14 protein-coding genes are annotated in these 16,868 nt (G+C 43.2%); 11 read left to right on the plus strand and 3 right to left on the minus strand.

Translation table 11 applies throughout. The features are described from left to right. The 3 genes from M0221_RS09600 to M0221_RS09610 all read left to right on the plus strand — a co-directional run bounded on the left by M0221_RS09600 (position 1) and on the right by M0221_RS09610 (position 3,044). Positions 1-1,107, plus strand: coding sequence for an ABC transporter permease (locus tag M0221_RS09600; protein WP_483283689.1), 1,107 nt, complete (start codon positions 1-3; stop codon positions 1,105-1,107). Positions 1,108-1,169: 62 nt separating this feature from the next. Next, the gene (locus tag M0221_RS09605; RefSeq protein ID WP_483283690.1) at positions 1,170-2,237 is read left to right on the plus strand and encodes an iron chelate uptake ABC transporter family permease subunit; all 1,068 of its coding nucleotides are present in this window, start codon (positions 1,170-1,172) and stop codon (positions 2,235-2,237) included. Between the two features lie 36 nt (positions 2,238-2,273). Further along, a complete protein-coding gene (locus tag M0221_RS09610) occupies positions 2,274-3,044 on the plus strand; it encodes an iron ABC transporter ATP-binding protein (protein ID WP_483283691.1) in 771 nt (256 codons plus the stop codon). Positions 3,045-3,084: 40 nt separating this feature from the next. Here the strand turns inward: M0221_RS09610 and M0221_RS09615 are convergent, their stop codons facing one another. Together M0221_RS09615 and M0221_RS09620 are read right to left on the minus strand one after the other, a co-directional pair. Next, positions 3,085-4,383, minus strand: coding sequence for a PepSY-associated TM helix domain-containing protein (locus M0221_RS09615; RefSeq protein WP_483283692.1), 1,299 nt, complete (start codon positions 4,381-4,383; stop codon positions 3,085-3,087). A 184-nt stretch (positions 4,384-4,567) separates the two neighbouring features. Next, complete coding sequence (locus M0221_RS09620; RefSeq protein WP_483283693.1) at positions 4,568-6,661, minus strand: TonB-dependent receptor domain-containing protein; 2,094 nt, start codon at positions 6,659-6,661, stop codon at positions 4,568-4,570. Positions 6,662-7,309: 648 nt separating this feature from the next. Here M0221_RS09620 and M0221_RS09625 point away from each other — a divergent pair. Continuing rightward, entirely contained in the window at positions 7,310-8,716 is a 1,407-nt protein-coding gene (locus M0221_RS09625) for a uracil-xanthine permease family protein (protein WP_011514233.1), read from the plus strand. Positions 8,717-8,878: 162 nt separating this feature from the next. Here the strand turns inward: M0221_RS09625 and M0221_RS09630 are convergent, their stop codons facing one another. Next, positions 8,879-9,544 (minus strand): TetR/AcrR family transcriptional regulator, encoded by a 666-nt coding sequence (locus tag M0221_RS09630; protein WP_011514234.1) that lies wholly within the window; start codon positions 9,542-9,544, stop codon positions 8,879-8,881. Positions 9,545-9,880: 336 nt separating this feature from the next. Here M0221_RS09630 and uraD point away from each other — a divergent pair, with 336 nt between their 5' ends. From uraD to M0221_RS09665, 7 genes are all read left to right on the plus strand, one after another. Beyond that, a complete protein-coding gene (gene uraD / locus M0221_RS09635) occupies positions 9,881-10,402 on the plus strand; it encodes a 2-oxo-4-hydroxy-4-carboxy-5-ureidoimidazoline decarboxylase (RefSeq protein ID WP_483283694.1) in 522 nt (173 codons plus the stop codon). A gap of 38 nt (positions 10,403-10,440) precedes the next feature. Next, positions 10,441-10,809, plus strand: a complete 369-nt coding sequence (gene uraH, locus M0221_RS09640) for a hydroxyisourate hydrolase (RefSeq protein WP_483283695.1) — start codon at positions 10,441-10,443, stop codon at positions 10,807-10,809. Positions 10,810-11,017: 208 nt separating this feature from the next. Continuing rightward, the gene (locus M0221_RS09645) at positions 11,018-12,364 is read left to right on the plus strand and encodes a urate hydroxylase PuuD (RefSeq protein ID WP_483283696.1); all 1,347 of its coding nucleotides are present in this window, start codon (positions 11,018-11,020) and stop codon (positions 12,362-12,364) included. Between the two features lie 146 nt (positions 12,365-12,510). After that, positions 12,511-14,022: an NCS1 family nucleobase:cation symporter-1 gene (locus M0221_RS09650; RefSeq protein ID WP_483283697.1), complete on the plus strand. Its 1,512-nt coding sequence runs from the start codon at positions 12,511-12,513 to the stop codon at positions 14,020-14,022. A 100-nt stretch (positions 14,023-14,122) separates the two neighbouring features. Continuing rightward, on the plus strand, positions 14,123-15,103 hold the full coding sequence (gene puuE / locus M0221_RS09655) for an allantoinase PuuE (protein ID WP_011514239.1): 981 nt from the start codon (positions 14,123-14,125) through the stop codon (positions 15,101-15,103). Positions 15,104-15,346: 243 nt separating this feature from the next. After that, the gene (locus tag M0221_RS09660; protein WP_483283698.1) at positions 15,347-15,889 is read left to right on the plus strand and encodes an ureidoglycolate lyase; all 543 of its coding nucleotides are present in this window, start codon (positions 15,347-15,349) and stop codon (positions 15,887-15,889) included. Between the two features lie 114 nt (positions 15,890-16,003). Beyond that, positions 16,004-16,840 carry a bifunctional allantoicase/(S)-ureidoglycine aminohydrolase gene (locus tag M0221_RS09665; protein WP_149409246.1) on the plus strand — a complete coding sequence of 279 codons (837 nt, stop codon included), beginning with the start codon at positions 16,004-16,006 and terminating at the stop codon, positions 16,838-16,840. The last annotated feature ends 28 nt before the right edge of the window (positions 16,841-16,868 follow it).

A 16,868-nucleotide genomic window follows, 5' to 3' on the forward strand; every position in this document is an offset into this window, starting at 1 on the left:
ATGCCCCTATTTTCTAATCACGCTACTAATATTGATAACGCTAATAGTGATAAATCTATATCTTCTGTACCCTCAAGATGGCAGCAGAAGGTAAATGGTCAGTTAAACTCTAAACCACGCCACGCAAAAATAGCACCTTGGTTAATCAATACTGCAAGCTTTGCCATCATGGGAATGTTGATATTGCTAAGTTTATCTATTGGGGTTGCTGACTTTTCATGGTCAGGTGTTTTTCATAGCCTCATCAATCATAGTGCCAACTCGGACAGCTCCCTGATGCTGGTCAGTCGTTTGCCGCGAACGATTGCTATTATTTTGACCGGTATTGCCATGGCAGTGGCTGGAATGATTATTCAAGTGGTACTCAAGAATCGCTTTGTAGAGCCGTCTATGGTGGGCGCAACTCAAAGCGCTGCCCTTGGCTTATTGGTGGTGAGTCTGTTCTTTCCGGCCAGCGCGCTAATTGTAAAGATGAGTGTGGCAACCATTGCGGCGGTATTTGGCATGATGCTCTTTATGCTGCTGATTCATCGTATTCCGCCGACAGATTTCTTGATGATTCCGTTGATTGGTATTGTCTTTGGCGGGATTATTGACGCTATTACTACCTTTATTGCCTATCAAACGGAAACGTTACAGATGCTCAGCGTTTGGCAATTTGGTGACTTCTCAAGCGTGTTGTCAGGACGGTATGAGCTGTTATGGTTGACCGGCGTGCTGTGTATTATTGCTTATATTATCGCCGATAAGCTGACCATTATTGGTTTGGGCGATAATATTGCTTTAAATTTGGGTATTAGTAAGCGTCATGTGACGTGGATTGGCGTTGGCATGGTCGCCATGATGAGTGCCGTGGTCGTCGTGACAGTTGGCATGATTCCTTTTATTGGTTTGGTCGTGCCGAATATCGTCAGTCGCATTATGGGCGATAAGCTCAGGCGCAGCTTGCCAGCGGTAGCGTTATTGGGTGCTTCAGCGTTATTACTTTGCGATATTATCGGACGCTCGATTCGCTATCCGTTCGAGATTCCGGTAGCGACCGTCTTTGGCGTGGTCGGAACGGTGGTGTTTCTATGGCTATTATTACGTGCGCCTGCTGAGTCCTAAATGAGTTAGATTATCTAAGTTATCGTTGTTTTACTTGCCATTCTCTTTTATAAGATTAGCGTATGTTTTTATCTTCTGCCTCGTCTGGTCAAACGACTAATGCTACTATTGATAGTGCTAAGAGTGCTACCACCAATCTGAACCCATTAGCAAAATTCTGGGCAAGGCTAGGGTTAACTATCAGTCAACATCCTAAATCTGTTGCTGCTCTTGTTTTATTAATCTCCACCATTTTATTTTTAACCGTCAATGTCCATGGGCATTGGGACTTTGCTCTACCACTGCGCGCTAAGAAATTGCTAGCGCTGATGGTGGTCGGCTACGCAATTGGCGTCTCTACTCTGCTTTTCCAGACTTTAACCCATAACCCTATCCTCACGCCCTCATTGTTGGGCTTTGACTCGCTGTATGTATTATTACAAAGTCTATTGGTATTTTTCTTAGGCGCGATTAGCTTCACCAGTCTTAATCCAGTTGCCAAATTTTCGCTTGAGATTGTATTGATGTTTGGCGCGTCGTTATTGCTGTTTAAATTACTGTTTTCCAAAAGCAGTCAGGATTTAACGCGGCTGATATTGGTAGGGGTTATTTTTGGCGTCTTGTTTCGCAGCTTATCAGCCCTGATTGCGCGACTGATTAATCCAGATGATTTTGTGGTGGTGCAATCAGCAAGTTACGCGCAGTTTAATACGGTCAATCCGCAGCTATTAGTCATCAGTCTATTTATTTGTGTCGTGAGTGCGCTATTTATTTGGCGCTGGCGGTATCAATGTGATGTGCTTATGTTGGGTAAAGCGCAGGCAACTAATCTCGGTATTAACTATCAACGTTTGGCATTTGGGCTATTAACTGTCATCGCGGTATTGGTCGCTACAGCTACGGCATTGGTCGGTCCAGTGACCTTTTTCGGTTTATTGGTCTGTGCTCTAACCAATCGACTGGCGCGCCATATGTATCATAGCGAACGGCTCATTTTAGTGAGTTTAGTAGCGATGATTTGCTTGGTACTCGGTCAAACGCTCTTTGAACAAGTGCTCGGTATGGCAGGCGTATTATCAGTCGTTATTGAGCTGGCAGGCGGCTTGGTATTTTTAGCATTGATATTTATGAGCCAGCGGCGCTTGAATTAAAAAACTTATTAAACATTCAGCTAAAAAAGAAGCATTATGATAAAAATAACGGATGTATCGCATCATATTGGCAAGCAGCAGATTTTACACGATATCAACTTATTATTGCCACCATCACAAGTCATCGCTTTAATTGGTCCCAATGGTGCCGGTAAATCGACGTTATTTTCGGTGATGGCGCGGTTGCAATCATTGCAAAGCGGACAGGTTAGCTTTGCTGTAGATAATGAGGAACGTGATATTGTTCAATGCAATGCGCGTACCCTTGCGACAACGGTAGCGATGCTCAGTCAAGACAATCAAGTACAAGGGCGGCTGCGGGTGCATGAATTACTGATGTTTGGGCGCTATCCGTATCATCAAGGTCGTCCAACGGCAAGCGATCAGGAAAAAGTGGCTGAGATTATCGAACGCTTTGAGCTAGAGCCATTAGCGGAGCGTTTTTTATCTGCCTTATCGGGTGGACAGCGGCAACGGGTGCTGATTGCGATGATTGTTTGCCAAGATACACCGTATTTATTGCTTGATGAACCGCTAAATAATCTCGATATGTATCATTCAGGTCGCTTGATGCGTGAGCTGCGTGAGTTAAGTCATAGTCAGCAAAAAACCGTGGTCATTGTCCTCCATGACATCAATCAAGCCGCCCAGTTCGCTGATACGGTGGTGACCATGAAGGACGGTCAAGTACAAGCTATTGGACGTCCTGTCGATGTCATTACCCAACAAACCATGAAAGATCTCTATAACGTTGACGTTACCGTACTCAATCATCAAGGTCGTCCGGTAATCGTGGATGCGGCTTAAAATCGTACTTGTAAGCGGCTTTGTCACTTTTAGCCCAACTTTATCTTAGCTTTCGCAAAGATTTTAAGCGTTGCTGTCGACCTTTCCACCACAGATATACCCCAGTACCAGACAAGACGGCAACGGCTAAGCCAATCAATGCCAAGAATATTTGATATGCCAGATGACCGACACCATGACTGATATGTCCCATATGTAAGGTGAATAACCATTGGTCAGCTTTATGACCAAATGAGGCGTTTTGATAAGCAAAATTTATTTTCTCAACGCTACCATCTCTTGCATTGACTGTAATTGAAGACGCGCCACTTTTCTTGCCGATGTCTTGATTGGTTTTAAAGCGCATCTGCCACTGCTTATCTTCCTCAACCCAGCGAATACCCAATAATTGCTGTACGGTTAAGCCGTTTTCCTGCGCGGCAATAGTTGCTTGCTTGCTTAAATAATCGATACTATTGACTTTATTAACAACATCAGCGGTGATCATTTCAGTGCTAACTGGCGCGCTAGATTTATCTGCTTTATTCAATTTATCTTCTTTGCCTTTGTTACCTGCTTTACTGTCAAGCCCTACCACCGCTTGCATCACCGGCTTATAGATCTGCTGCAAATTAAAACCGACACTTGACCAAGCAATCACAAACAGCATCAGCCACAACCATAAACCAAACGCATGATGCACATCATAATTAAGCTTAAAGGCATTGGTTTTGGTGCGGATTTTCCACGCAGGCAGCCAGCGTTTTAATAAAGAAGCCCGTTTTTTAGCAGGATATTGGGGCGGTACCTGATTCTTTTTAACCGCTCTTGGAAAGGTCAAATAAAATCCAATAAAACAATTAATCGTCCAAACAAGCGCAATAATACCTAGTACTAACTTACCAATATCACCAAGCAACAACTCACGATGCAGCCAGAACACCTTCCACATGCTATTGCGCCATGCCCACTCGTCTTTATCACGTGCCCCAATGATATCCGCAGTATAGGGATTGATATAAACCTCTTGAAATAAAGGCGCAGGTTCTACCTTTACATCGCCTTTATATTTATCAACCGCAAAGACGACGGCGCGGTTAGGCTCGATTGCTACTGGCATAGTTGAAAAACTGTATTCTGGATAATGGCTAATCACCTTGTCATGCAAGGTGGCGATAGACAATGGCGGTGTCTGCGCTTTCTCAACAACCGCCAAACGCTGATTAAATACCGCGTCCAGCTCATCGTGAAATGCCAATAGTGCGCCCGTTATACCAGCCATGAGTAAAAAAGCGGCCATCACAAGTCCAGTATAACGGTGAATCCATAAGCAAGTTTGGCGTGGGTTAAATGAAATCATTGATTATTATTCTTTGTTAATTTTAGCGTTAGAATGGCGCTAAATGCTGATGTGTTAAAGACGCATAAAACGGTTTAAAAAAGACATATGGTTTAAAAAAGAGGTTTCGACATAAAAAAGCCAGCTCTTATACAAAGCAGCTGGCTTTTTTAACACTCATTTTTTACGCATGATCAGTATAAATTTAGAACTGATAGGTTAAAGATGCTTTGATATTGCGACCGGGTTCAAAGTCGGTGCGCAAACCATCTGCTTGTTCTGCAAGCGAACGTGACGCATGGCTGGCATAGGTTTCATCAAAGATATTATAAACCCCAACAGTCGCTTTTAAACCATCGACTTGTTTTGGCATATAGCTCATAAAAATATCATGCACATCATAGTTAGACTTTTCAGGCTGGGCAGATTCAGTTTTGGGCGTGATGGCAGCCACATAGGTACTGCGCCAGCCCAGCTCAGTAGTGTCTGTTGGTACGTAGGCCAAGTTCACCATATATTTATCGCCTGAGTCGGCGCTGCCACCAGTCACTGATGGGATGCTATAGCCCGTTTTATCACCTTTACTACGTGCATGGGCATAGCTTAGACCCATGCTAAAATTATCCATTTTATAGTCAGCAGCGAGCTCAACACCCTTAATTTTATAATCTTCATCTTTATTGACCGCGCCTTGGCAAGCGCCACCAAGTTGTCCAGTGGTACAGTCTAAGCCAACGCGAGTACCACCAGAACGGACAAATTCAATAAAGTTTTCGATATCAGTTTCAAAGTATTTTCCGCTAAGTTGCAGTGCATCGCCCGCTACCGTTAGATCGCGCAAGGTTTTTACGATACCAATCTCAGCATTTGACCCTTCTTCTGCTTTTAAGTCACTATTGACGTAGGTTTTGTCGCCATCTGAGTTAAAGATCGCTTGACTCAAATCAGGACCGTTAAATAACTGCGTATAACTGGCAAACACTTGCGTTAACGGTGCAATCTCATAGCTTGCTGCAAGCGCACCAACGACATTGTCATAAGTTTTGCCACCAGCAACAAATTCAGGCGACTCATAACGGTCGTAGCGTACGCCCGGCGTTAAGGTTAATTTGCCATTTTTCCACTGATCTTCTAGATAAATAGAGGTATTCTTGGCTTCATCGGTGCCTTTTTTAACAAAGTCACGCTCTAGCTCAGATTCTTTTTTATAGTGTTCAATACCGGCAATTAGTTTATGGCTGCCGACATTGGTATCAATGATGCTAGTATTTTGAATTTTTACGCCGGTGGTTTTTACGCCCGCTTCCCAGTTATAACCTGGCTTTGTCGTATAGTCGGTATCGCGTGAAATCTGCGTTTCGGTTTGATAAACATTGGTATCGACATTGACCAAGTTACTGGCAGGATTGTAGCTATAGTCTAAACCATAGGTATCACGCTTAACCTTTTGCGGCAGAATTTCATTCCAGCTGCCAACGCCTGGGCTTGCTGGGAAATCTGGGCGTAATGGGAACATGCCTTCGTTTTCGGTACGGCTAAAGCTAGCCCCTATGTGATGGTCATTGGCAATATACGCACCTGCCTTTAATAAAATATTCTCGCCTTTGCTATCTTCCGTTTGGATCTTACGACCTTCGCCATCTTCACCCGCATTGGCATTACGCTGACCATAATAAGCCAGTAAGTCTATATTATCCGTTGGCGCAGCAAACACAGTCGCTGAGGTGAGCAATTCATCATTATTACTAGCATAACCTGCATGCAATTTGGCACCGATTTTTTGCCCCGGTTTTAGCAAATCAGCGGCATCAACGGTTTTAAAAGCAACTGCGCCACCTAGCGCATCGTTACCTAGTGTCACTGAGTTATTACCGACCGATACTTCCGCTTGTTTTAGCAAATCAGGGTCAATGGTCACATCGCCCATATGATAAAACAGCGTGCCTTCTTGGCGAGCGCCATCAATAGTGACTTTTAGATTGGTATCATCGAGTCCACGTACGCGAATGCGTTGATTAACTGCTGACGTACCACCTACCGTAACACCGGGTACGACATTTAAAAAATCACTTAAGTGGCTTGCCTGCGCAGCTGGGGTATAGCCTTCAACATCAACATCGCCCTCTTGCACGCTTTCACGTACTGAGCTGTTTGCCGTCACTGTGATGGTCTGTAAGGTAGTGCTCGGCATATCTGCTGAGGTCCCAGCACTCGCCGCTTGTGCCCCTAATACTGCTGCTATGCCCATAGACAATACGGTCAATCGACTAGAAAATCTTGCTAATTTTACTTCGCGCATAACATACTCACTTTATCTAGTATAAGAATTTTAAAACTCGTTTAGGAAACCAATAATCAGTAATTTTTGCCCAAAATCACTTTCTAAAAAGCTTGATGCTTTAATAATTATTAAGTTTCATATAAGAATGACATTATTAATGTTAATGATAATGATTAGCGTTTAAATATTGACAGGCATAATAACGAAGTATTAACAATTTGGCAATATTTAAACTGAAAAATTTTCTTTTAATATCTTTGTACGCTTGTATCAGCACCTGCACATCTGATGAATACCTTTAGTCTATTGCTGTCTAGATAAGTTCTAACTATATGCGGAGGCGATTATCAGCGACAGAGTGATTATTTATAAACGCTGAATATCAAAAAAAAGTATTGCAATATACTGCCAATTACATATACCCTAAGATAGTTGACTATTTAGTCAGGTTTGTACATACGACTATCGGTCAGACTGAGAAAGACTGGTTATTTGCTTGCATGTATTTGCATAAGGATCATGCGACTCTGTGTTTGATACTGTGTAAACAGCTAGTGCGATAAGGATTTATAGAGACCCTCATATGTCTCCTATTTATCAACGTAACGCTGTCTCTAAATATCTTTACAGAGCTTGGACTAAAAGTCACTTTAGGAGAAAGCCAAAATGAGTGAGCATACTCAAGGAAATCCCGATTTATTGTACGGACTGCACGACCGTCCTGCGCCTGCAAAAGCATTTCTAGGTGCGGTACAACATGTACTCGCCGCTTTCGTTGGTGTTATTACGCCCTCATTGATTATTGGCGGTGCTTTGGGTCTAGGTGAGCATATTCCCTACCTGATCAGTATGGCGCTAATGGTATCTGGGGTTTCAACCTTTATTCAAACCCGTAAATTTGGTCCTGTCGGTTCAGGGCTGATGGCTCTGCAAGGCACCAGCTTTGGTTTTTTAGCGGCAGTGTTAGCAGCAGGTTTTGTAGTAAAAAACCGAGGTGGTAGTCCTGAGGAGATTCTCTCTGTAATCTTTGGCGTGACATTCTTAGGCGCCTTTGTCGAGATATTCTTGAGTCAGTTTATTACTAAACTTAAATCCTTGATGAGCCCTATCGTCACTGGCTGTGTCATTGTCACTATTGGTTTGTCCCTAACCAAAGTGGGTCTAACCGATCTAGCAGGCGGTGTTGGTGCAGAGAATTTTGGTAGCATGGAGAATTTGCTACTGGGTGGCGGGGTATTAATCAGTGTCGTGCTTATTAGTATCGTACCTAACAAAGTTATTCGCTCAAGCGCTATTTTTATTGGTCTGATGTTAGGCTTGCTGGTAGCAGCATTTATGGGTCGTATTGACTTCTCATTAGTCTCACAAGCCCCGCTACTGACTGTACCTGTGCCTTTCAAGTTTGGCTTTAGTTTTGATTGGCAAGCGTTTATACCGATTGCTTTTATGTATATCATTACCAGTATCGAGACTGCTGGTGATTTGACCGCGACGTCGATGATCTCAGGTGAGCCTATCAAAGGTCCACTATATGAGAAACGTATCAAAGGCGGGGTACTAGCCGATGGTGTCAACTCTGCCATTGCTGGTATCTTTAACAGCTTCCCAGTCACTACTTTTAGCCAGAATAATGGCGTTATTCAGATGACGGGTATCGCTAGTCGCTATGTGGGCTTCTATGTCGGCGGTATCTTATTTTTTATGGGTTTATTCCCTATCCTAGGTGCTATCTTCACTCAGCTGCCAAAACCAGTAGTTGGTGGTGTGACACTGTTGATGTTTGCAACCGTAGCGACTGCTGGTATTCGCATACTTTCGACCGTAAACTTTACCCATCGTAATATCTTAATCATAGCCACTTCTCTAGGTTTGGCGATGGGTGTTGCCTTTGTGCCTGATGTATTTGCACAAATGCCGCAGATGTTCCGTAATATCTTTGGTTCAGCAGTGACCGTATCGGGTATTATCGCGATTACGCTTGATATGATTTTACCAAAAAGTTTTGGTGCGGAGTTTGATACGGCTGACCAGCATGCCGAGGATGACGTGAAGCCTGCTCGTGAAGCCGCTTAAAAGTGAAGGGTTAGATGATTTTCTAAGACAATGTAAAAGACTTTGCTGAGTGACAAAAGAAAAGGATTGCCTTAATGATAAAGCGCTAATTAGCAGCGATATCGTTAAAGCAATCCTTTATGCGTCAAGCCATTCATTAATAGCAGTTGTTCCAATCTACCCCTACTCGAGTCCGCAACCTCGTAGTATAAAAGGTATTAAGAAGTCAGCAGCGCGTGCCTCGTCTGTCTCATCATACGCGCTCTTTTGCATTAAGCCGACGATTTCTGTTTCAAACTCTGCATAGCGCTGCGTGGTTGCCCAAATCAAAATCAAAAGCTGTAAAGGGTCAGCAATGGCAATTTTGCCTTGCTCATGCCATATCTTCATGACTTGTGTTTTATCCAGTGCCCAATCTTTCATCGCAGTCGACATAAAATCATGTAAATGCGGGGCACCGCCGATGACCTCTAACGCAAATAGCTTATGGCGATTTGGGTTTGCAAATGCTTGATGCAATTTGGTGCGGACGAACTTTTCGATAACGGTTCTTGGATCGCTGTCTACCGTCATCGTCACCAAGCCATCATTCCACTCTTGAATGATGGCACGCAAAACTACTTTGTACAGATTGGTCTTACTTTTAAAATAGTAATGCACATTGGCTTTTGGCAGCCCTGCTCGATCAGCGATACCTTGCATGGTGGCACCGCGATAGCTTTTCAGCACAAACTCTTCTTCAGCGGCAGTCAAAATCACCGCTTGGTTTTGGGCACGAATATCATGCTGATTGCGATGAACCACGCTCTCAGAGGCGGATGAAGCTTTTGCTTTAGAAATTTGAGTCATAGGTTGCACCATTAGACATTTATATCAGTAAGTACCATATTCTAGCGTGACTTTAAGATAAACTGTGAATAAACACACCGATTATTAGCATATCTAGTAAAAAATAAAAATATTTTGCATAAAGTAGTTGACCATTTAGTCAGGTTTAAGCAGAATGGATATATATTAACCAATTATGACTCAATCGATACTACTTTCACCTGAGTTTTTCCCTGAGTTAAGTAATCAACAGACTAATATCAGCACACGATACTGTCTGTACCTTATAAATTCATATCACTCAAATGATAAATGTGTATCCGTCAACACTTTGTGTCAACAGATAAGGATATCACTGTGAGCTTATCACTAGCGCAACTGAACGCCCTCTCGCAAACCGATGCGACCTCAGAATTTCTAACGTGCTGTACCAGTAGCCAATGGGCGCAAACCTTGGCAGACGCACGTCCGTTTGCAGATATAAAAGCGCTACTGAGTGTAAGCGATGACGCATGGCAACAAGCTAAAGCGGATGAAGCTAACTTGCTAGAAGCCTTTGATGGTCACCCACAGATTGGCAATGTCGACTCATTAAAAGAGAAGTATCGCAATACGCAAGACAGTGCCGCTCATGAGCAATCAGGCGCCAATGACGCTGAAGATGCGGTACTTGAAGCGTTAGCACAAGGCAATCAAGACTATCTCGATAAATTCGGCTTTATCTTTATTGTCTTTGCAACTGGTAAAAGCGCGCAGCAAATGCTTGATCTATTGCAAGCACGCCTGCCAAATGATCGCGAGACTGAATTGCTCAATGCGGCTACTGAACAAAATAAAATCACGCGTTTGCGTTTACAAAAACTGTTAGGCGACGCTTAAATCTTGCTTTGTCTCTCTCATACATAAAAGGAATTATTATGTCAGGTACTCTTTCATCACATATTTTAGACACCCATCTTGGCAAGCCTGCCGCTGACATCGCAGTGACGTTACATCGTATTAGTGCCAGTGGCGAGCCGTCATTATTGGCAAACGGTGTCACCAACGCTGATGGTCGCGTGACGCCAGATAGCTGGGCATTTAACCCAGAGATTGATATTGCCGAGTATCATTTAGATATCGGTCGCTATACGCTGACCTTTGATACCAAAGCATATTTTGATACGCAAAACCTTACAGTATTTTATCCGCAAGTGGTCATCGATTTTATGATACAAGATAACGGTCACTACCATGTACCGCTACTGCTTAGCGCACACGGCTACGGCACTTATCGCGGATCATGATTCCATAGCTTTATGACTCGAAACCTTATAAAAACAAGGCTAAACGAGTGCTAGAAACTTTAAACACCTGACAATGAGGTCAGTGATTTAAGACCAAATGAATAATGCTGGTATCGCTACGTTGTATCACAATCTTTTATAATAACGAAGGTGAGCAAAAGTCGTTACGAGTTACCAAGATATAATAATATAAAAGGACATTGACAACATGGGTGCATATCTTCTCGATTGGCTAAGCTTATTTTTCCGCTGGTTTCACGTTATCGCTGGTGTAGCATGGATTGGCGCATCATTTTACTTTGTATGGCTAGATATGAGTCTTCAGAAGCCACCAGAATGGAAAGCCAAAAAAGGCATTTCAGGTGATCTTTGGGCAGTACATGGTGGTGGTTTCTATGAAATTGCCAAATACAAGCTTGAACCTGAAGAGATGCCAAAAACGCTGCATTGGTTTAAGTGGGAAGCCTATACCACATGGCTGACCGGTATGGCGATGCTCATTATCGTCTACTATATCAATGCCACGGCTTACTTGATTGATCCGAGCAAAGTTGACTTTGGTAGCAGCGTTGGTGCTATATCGACCAGTTTACTGTTCTTATTCGGTAGTTATTTTATTTATGAAGTCATTGTACGCAGCAATGTCGGCAAAAATAAACTGGCTTTCAGTATCACTATCTTTGTACTCATGATTATTGCCACTTGGGGCTCATACCAACTGTTTAGTGATCGCGCTTCCTTTATCCATGTCGGTGCCATTTTAGGTACTATCATGGCAGGTAATGTCTTCTTTGGTATTATGCCAGCTCAGCGCGCACTCGTAGATTGTGTACGCCGCGGTGTCAAACCAGGTCCAGAAGTAGCAGATTTGGCATTGATGGCCAGAAACCGCTCATTAATGAATAACTACTTTACCCTACCGCTAATCTTTATCATGATTAGTAATCACTATCCAATGATGTATTCACATGCACATGGTTGGTTGATATTGGTATTCATTGGTGTCATCACTGCAACGGCTCGTCATTATTTTAACGAAAAACACTTAGGTCGCAATAGACCAAAATTCTTAGTGATTCCTGCGATAGCAACCGTACTATTGATTATCTGGATGCGTCCAGCACCGATTGAGCCATTACCAGTTTCTCCAATCAAGACGCCTGCTGTCACTGAAGTAGCACCGACAGATACACCGCCTGCTGCTGTCACTCAAGATACGAATACGGTAGCACCTGCTACTGCTACAGAGGCTGATCCCAATGCAGTTGCTGGCGAAACTGCCGCTACCGAAGTAGTACCTGTTGTTGCTTCAGCTGACGATGCTATCATGAAAGTAGTAGAAGCGAAATGTAGCGTTTGCCATGCGGCACAACCAACCCAAGCTGGATTTAATGCGCCGCCAGCGGGTATTATTATCCAAACCCCTGCAGACATAAAAACTCATCAAGCTAAGATTGTGACTGCCGTACAAAGTGGTTATATGCCACTGGGTAATATCACTCAGCTGAGCGATGAAGAGCGCCAACAACTGGTCGCTTATGCTTCAGGGTTATAAATGAGCATTCTAGACAAAGAAGAGTAAACGCTGATCAAACAATTATCTTGACCAATGACCTAGACATCCTTAAAGTGTTAACAATAAACATTAATAAGTGTTAACAATGTTTATTTCGATTGATTCCAATCTAAAGGGAGAAAAGGATGTCCACTGCGAATAAGCAAGGAAGTCAGCTCAGTACTCAATCCAATAGCGCGCTCTATGATTGCAATACCTTTAATCCAGAACGCAAAAAATCAAGATTATATAATGAAGATCTTGCCCCACTACAGCCTGAACAGCGTAATTGGGGTTGGTTTGCGATATTTAATGTTTGGTCCAATGATATTCAGAGCTTATTCGGTTATACCTTAGCGGCCTCCTTATTTTTGAGTTATGGACTGAATGGGTGGTGGGTCATGGCAGCGATTATCTGCTCAGGATTCATCGTCATGCTGATGGTCAACTTAACTGGTAAACCCAGTGTCAAATATGGCATCCCTTTTCCAGTCTTGATACGTGCCAGCATGGGTATCAATGGCGCTAACTTACCTGCCATCTTACGCGCTATTATCGGTATCTTTTGGTACGGGGTGCAGACCTACTTTGCCTCAACTGCAGTTGCCATTTTGTTGACTATTGTCATAGGTAGCCCAGATACGACATTTTTAGGCTTGAATAGTACCGCTTGGATTGCCTTTGTCATCGTTTGGGTATTTCAGATTTTACTGTTTTGGGCAGGCATCGAGCCGATCAAGCACTTTTTGAATTGGGCAGGACCGCTAGTCTATGTCGTTATGGTCATCCTGATGGCCGTCATCTGGTATCAATCAGGCTCTGAGTTGTTACCTGCGATTAACTCTATCTTCGCTAGTGGCAGCGATTATAGTGGAAATTCCATACAGGCATTTACTGCTATCGTCGGTACGATGGTTGCTTATTTCGCAGCAGTCGTCATAAACTTCGGTGATTTCTCACGATTTTTGCGTAGTGAGCGCGATATGCGCTTGGGTAACTTACTCGGTTTGCCGATTAACATGGTATTTTTCTCGTTCATTGCTTTGGTCATTACCGCTGGAACCTTAGTAATATTTGGCGAAGCATTGACCAATCCATCGGATATTGTTGATCGTGTGGATTCTCTACCCTTGACCATTATTGCAGCGCTGACCTTCTTTGCCGCAACCGTCGGTATCAATATGGTTGCAAACTTTATTCCCCCTGCTTACGATTTGGCTAACTTATTTCCTAAGCATATTAACTTTCGCATGGGCGGTTTAATTACTGCTGTTATCGCCTTTTTCGTTGGTGCATTGTGGCTATCATTCATCAGTAAGATCGGTATTGTCGGTTTTGTAAATACTATTGGTGCGGTCATCGCTCCATTCTTTGGTATCTTAGTCATCGATTATTACCTAATTAAACGTCAACATATCGATATGAATGACTTATTTTCCGCTCAACCAACTGGTGCTTATTACTACTACAAAGGCTGGAACATCCGTGCGCTTATCGCCTTTGCAATCGGCGCTTTATTCTCTATCGCCACGGTATTGATACCCGCACTGACTAAGCTTGAAGGTTATGGTTTCTTATTAGGCGCGGCAATAGGTGGCATCGTGTATTGGGTATTGATGCGCCCTTATGCAGTAGATCCTGACACCATAGTAGAATAAGGCGGTGAAGTCAGAAAGATGAAGTGCAATAGTAGAATAAAAAATAGTTATTACATGTCTAACAGATCTATTACTCTGTTTTTATAAAGGATAAAACACCATGAAAAAAAAGATAACCAGCGACTTTGATCAAGCCGCTTATCCACGCGATTTAAAAGGCTATGGCGACCATCCACCCAAAGCCAATTGGCCGGGCGGCGCTAAGATTGCCGTACAGTTTGTGCTAAATATCGAAGAAGGCGCAGAGAACAGTGTCTTGCATGGCGACGGTCAGTCAGAACGTTTTTTATCAGACGTTTTAGGTACGCCAGAATTTAACAACCGCCATCAGTCGATTGAGTCAGCCTTTGAATATGGTAGCCGAGTGGGTGTTTGGCGCGTACTAGATACTTTTAAAGAATATGGTTTACCTATTACTACCTTTACTTGTGCAGCCGCTGCCGAAAAAACACCGCATATTGTCGAGCGCATTCTAGAAGATGGTCATGAAATTGCCAGTCACGGACTGCGCTGGATTACCTATCAATATATGTATCGCGAGACCGAGCGTGAACATGTGCGCCGCGCCACTGAAATATTTGAGCGGATGGTCGGCAATCAGCCTCTTGGCTGGTATACCGGTCGCGATAGCCCAAATACTCGCGAGCTGGTCGCAGAACAAGGCGGCTACATTTATGACTCTGACTCTTATGCTGATGAGCTGCCGTACTGGCTCAATGTTAAAGTAGAAGAAGGCAACAAAATTGCTCGCAAACCGCATCTGGTCATTCCTTATACGCTTGAGACCAATGACATGCGTTTTTCTTCAAGTCCTGGGTTCACCAATGCTGAACCTTTTTATCAATACTTAAAAGACAGCTTTGACACTCTATATGAAGAAGGTCAAGACACTCCCAAGATGCTAACCATTGGTTTGCATTGCCGCATCATTGGTCGTGCTGGTCGCATTAAAGCGCTTAAACAGTTTTTACAATATATCACCAGTAAACCCGACGTTTGGATCTGCCGCCGCGATGAAATCGCCAAGCACTGGTATGAAAATCATCCAGCCACGGCTGATAACACCGCCAACTGGATGTAGCCGTAACAACAATCATAAGACGTAACAACAATCATAAGACGTATCATCATATTAATAAGCACGTACGTAGTAGCAACCACGTAAGCTAACGGATGATACGCTCAAGGTGGTTGATACCTGAGTGCTGTAATTGCTTAAAAATGACATCTTATGTCCGGTATTTTCTTATCTCAAATCGAGCTATCACTTAATAAGTTGCTAGAACAAATAAATAATATTGCTAATTAATCTAAAGGTGAACTTATGAAAACTACAATCATTGCTAAACCTTTAACTAAAGCTGCTTTTGCTCCTTACGGCTCAGTAATCGAGCCTTATGATGATCAAGAAAAGTGTCCTGAAAACAGCTGGGATATCAATCGTGGCTTTGCCTGTCGTCATAATGCCATCTCAAAAGTCACTCATGATGGCGGAGAAGTCGGTTTTAGTATTTTCCGTACTAAAAGACGTGACTGCCCTATTACGTTATCGGTCATGGAATACCATCCATTTAGCACGCAAGCGTTCTTTTCTATGAATGGCACAGACTATATAGTCGTTGTGGCAAAAGCTGGCGATGCGCCTAAATCAGCTGATGATTTAGAAGTGTTTTATGCTCATTCGCATCAAGGTGTACAGTATGATGCCAATGTTTGGCATCATCCGCTACTGGCGCTAAAAGCGGATTGTGACTTTTTAGTGATTGATCGCATCAATGGCGAGGGTAACAACTGCCATGAATTCGAGATTGATGATTGGGAAGTTTGCATTGATATCTCTGCTGAGCAAGCTAAAGATCAGGCCTAATGGTTATCGTCAACTGATGAATAATTATGCTAATGTCAGAGCATTAATCACATAAAAAATCAAAGGTTCAGACACAAATTTATCGCGGCACTAAAACCCTAAGGAACACGAACCATGACAACAAAAAGTACTTATTACGCACCAACTGGCGGATTGCCTCCACAAACACAATTACTATCCGATCGTGCTATCTTCACCGAAGCTTATGCGATTATTCCTAAACGTGTACTAACCGACATCGTGATTAGTTATTTACCTTTTTGGACAGGCATGCGCATGTGGGTGCTTGCACGTCCTTTAAGCGGTTTCTCTGAAACCTTTTCACAGTATATCGTCGAAGTAGCACCAAATGGCGGCTCAGAAAAGCCTGAGCTAGATGCAAATGCCGAAGGCGTCGTATTCATCGTTGAAGGTGAAATGGATATGACTATTGAAGGCGTGTCGCATCATCTTGAAGCCGGTGGTTATGCATTTTTACCACCTGGCTGCAAATGGACGCTGAAAAACAATAGCGATAAGCACGTTAAATTCCATTGGATACGTAAAGCCTATCAGCACTGTGAAGGTATTGATGTGCCTGAAGCGTTTGTAACTAGCGATCACGATGTTGAAGCTATTGAGATGCCAGGTACTGATGGCGTATGGACAACCACCAGGTTTACCGAGCAGTCTGATATGCGTCACGACATGCATGTGAATATTGTGACGTTTCAACCAGGTGGCGTGATTCCATTTGATGAAACGCATGTTATGGAACATGGTTTGTATGTATTAGAAGGTAAAGCCGTCTATCACTTGAACGGTGAATGGGTAGAAGTTGAAGCAGGTGACTTTATGTGGCTGCGTGCATTCTGCCCACAATCTTGTTACGCTGGCGGACCGGGTCCATTTAGATACTTACTATATAAAGATGTGAATAGACATATGCCGTTTATTCGTCCAGTAAAATAAGCAATATAAAGACATAATCGTTCATTCG

The sequence above is a fragment of the Psychrobacter sp. ANT206 genome, assembly GCF_056880555.1.

What these genes read in the sequence shown, in the direction of transcription:
- M0221_RS09645 (WP_483283696.1), top strand. Translation starts at nt 11,018, where the DNA reads ATGGGTGCATATCTTCTCGATTGGCTAAGCTTATTTTTCCGCTGGTTT.
- M0221_RS09625 (WP_011514233.1), top strand. Translation starts at nt 7,310, where the DNA reads ATGAGTGAGCATACTCAAGGAAATCCCGATTTATTGTACGGACTGCAC.
- M0221_RS09665 (WP_149409246.1), top strand. Translation starts at nt 16,004, where the DNA reads ATGACAACAAAAAGTACTTATTACGCACCAACTGGCGGATTGCCTCCA.
- M0221_RS09605 (WP_483283690.1), top strand. Translation starts at nt 1,170, where the DNA reads ATGTTTTTATCTTCTGCCTCGTCTGGTCAAACGACTAATGCTACTATT.
- M0221_RS09620 (WP_483283693.1), bottom strand. Translation starts at nt 6,661, where the DNA reads ATGCGCGAAGTAAAATTAGCAAGATTTTCTAGTCGATTGACCGTATTG.
- M0221_RS09615 (WP_483283692.1), bottom strand. Translation starts at nt 4,383, where the DNA reads ATGATTTCATTTAACCCACGCCAAACTTGCTTATGGATTCACCGTTAT.
- M0221_RS09600 (WP_483283689.1), top strand. Translation starts at nt 1, where the DNA reads ATGCCCCTATTTTCTAATCACGCTACTAATATTGATAACGCTAATAGT.
- uraH (WP_483283695.1), top strand. Translation starts at nt 10,441, where the DNA reads ATGTCAGGTACTCTTTCATCACATATTTTAGACACCCATCTTGGCAAG.
- M0221_RS09610 (WP_483283691.1), top strand. Translation starts at nt 2,274, where the DNA reads ATGATAAAAATAACGGATGTATCGCATCATATTGGCAAGCAGCAGATT.
- puuE (WP_011514239.1), top strand. Translation starts at nt 14,123, where the DNA reads ATGAAAAAAAAGATAACCAGCGACTTTGATCAAGCCGCTTATCCACGC.
- M0221_RS09630 (WP_011514234.1), bottom strand. Translation starts at nt 9,544, where the DNA reads ATGACTCAAATTTCTAAAGCAAAAGCTTCATCCGCCTCTGAGAGCGTG.
- M0221_RS09650 (WP_483283697.1), top strand. Translation starts at nt 12,511, where the DNA reads ATGTCCACTGCGAATAAGCAAGGAAGTCAGCTCAGTACTCAATCCAAT.
- M0221_RS09660 (WP_483283698.1), top strand. Translation starts at nt 15,347, where the DNA reads ATGAAAACTACAATCATTGCTAAACCTTTAACTAAAGCTGCTTTTGCT.